The sequence below is a fragment of the Rhodococcus sp. P3_B8 genome, from assembly GCF_056402775.1.
The window spans coordinates 1-1,678 of record NZ_JBFUGT010000596.1 but is presented as its reverse complement, the minus strand read 5'-3'; the positions used below and the strand labels follow the sequence as shown (position 1 = coordinate 1,678).

Genomic DNA, 1,678 nt, shown 5'->3' with positions numbered 1-1,678 from the left:
GCTACTGACGAATGTGCTTCCCCCAGTAGATGTGTCGGATATTTTCCTAGTCGATGCCGGGTGCGGAGCGGTCGGTATCCGATGCCTCACCGACGAGCTCGGCGAGGGCGAGTGCGACGCGCAGCTCGAGGGTGCGCTTGTCCACGGACCGTCCCAGTATTTCTTCGGCTTGCCGGAGCCGGTAGCTGACGGTGTTCTCGTGAACGCTGAGTCGTTTCGCCGTTCGGCCGCGGCTGCCGTTTTCGGAGAGGTAGACGCGTACCGTCGCGGCGAGCCGGCGGGTGGTGTCGTCCCCCAATGCCAATGAACCGAGCTCGCGTTCAACGAAGGCGCGGGCATGGTCGAGGTCTGCTGTGGCGAGCGAGCGCAGTGAGATGTCGTCGTAGCGGGTGATGCTGCCCGCGGGGCGCCCGGCCAGCTGGGCGACTCGCTGCGCTTGCAGGGCCTCGGCATGGCTGGCGCGAAACCCTGCGATGCCGCGGGCGGGCTCGCCGATCGAGACGCGGACGCCGGGCGCTGTCGCGGTCCGCAGCCGCAGCTCGTCCAGGACCCGGGACGGCACGACGGATGTGGAGCTGATCCACGCTGCAACGGAAAGTATTCCGAGGGGATGGATGAGGGTCTTGCGGCTGCCGAGTGCGGTGGCGATGTCGCGGATGGCGGCCTCGAGCACGGTGAGGGTGTCGCGTCCCTCCTCCTGGCTGTCGAGCCAGGCGATGGCGCCGAGGTGCACCCGGCCCAGTTCGTGGCGCAGCCGCCGGCCCGCCACGTCGATGTCGATGGGCTGTCCGGACAGGATCGTTCTGATCGTCTCGGCCTGGGTGGCGGCGGTGCTGCGCAGCCAACGATCGCGTTCGGCGACGTAGACCTCCTCGACCAGGCAGAGCGCGGCGTCGACATACGCGAACAGCCACGCCGACAACAGTTCGTTCGCGCGGTTCAGCTCGTCCGCGTCGGCCGCGTGGTTCGCGAGGATCGCGTTGAGGTGCGCAGACGTTGCGGCGTGGCCGAGCCGGTAGCTGCGTAGCAAGGTGGTCAGTGGTATGCCGTGCCTTGCACCGTCCTGCGCGTAGGCGAGGGTCGCCGAGCCGAGGCTGGCGGCGTCCGCGGGGTCTTCGCCGGACTGCAGCRCCTCGGCGAAGAGGCGGATACTCACTTCGGTGCTCGCCCGGTTCACCTCCAACGCCTCCGCGTTGGCGAGGAGTTCGGGCAGCCGCTCGCTCGTGTAGGCGGCGACCGCGTCGGCGAGCTCGGGGGCACGGGCGGYGAGTTCGACGGCCGCGGGTTGCAGGACCGTCGACCACAGCCGTCGCTCGCGCTCACCGCGGGCGCCCACCCAGCCGGGTTCCATGCATCTCACGCTATCGCTGCGCGTGTGGCGGTGGTGTGGATATTCGACAACAGCGGGCCGGTTTGTTGGCGCGCACGGACAAGCACTCGATGGCCCTGGCCAGCGACTATTGATGCATGCCAAACAACGGAACCGAGCAGCTCCTCACCGGGGCCAGTATGGACGACTACCCGCTGACCCTGACGAGCATCGTCGAGCGCGCCGAGCGGTTTCACACCGACCGAGAGGTGGTGTCGCTTCGGCCCTCGGGGGCGATCACCCGCACCACTCTCGGTGCCTGTGCCGGGCGCGCCCGGCGCCTGGCCGGCGCGCTGACCGGGCTCGGTG

At 69.1% G+C, this 1,678-nt stretch carries 1 protein-coding gene and 1 pseudogene; one reads left to right on the top strand and one right to left on the bottom strand.

Annotated elements, in window-relative coordinates; all coding sequences use genetic code 11:
- Positions 1-46 precede the first annotated feature (46 nt).
- Positions 47-1,351, bottom strand: a complete 1,305-nt coding sequence (locus AC1D1G_RS44925; protein WP_477956907.1) for a PucR family transcriptional regulator — start codon at positions 1,349-1,351, stop codon at positions 47-49.
- A 116-nt stretch (positions 1,352-1,467) separates the two neighbouring features.
- Between AC1D1G_RS44925 and AC1D1G_RS44920 the strand changes: the two are divergent.
- Positions 1,468-1,678, top strand: a pseudogene (locus AC1D1G_RS44920) (fatty acid--CoA ligase); the annotation flags it as partial.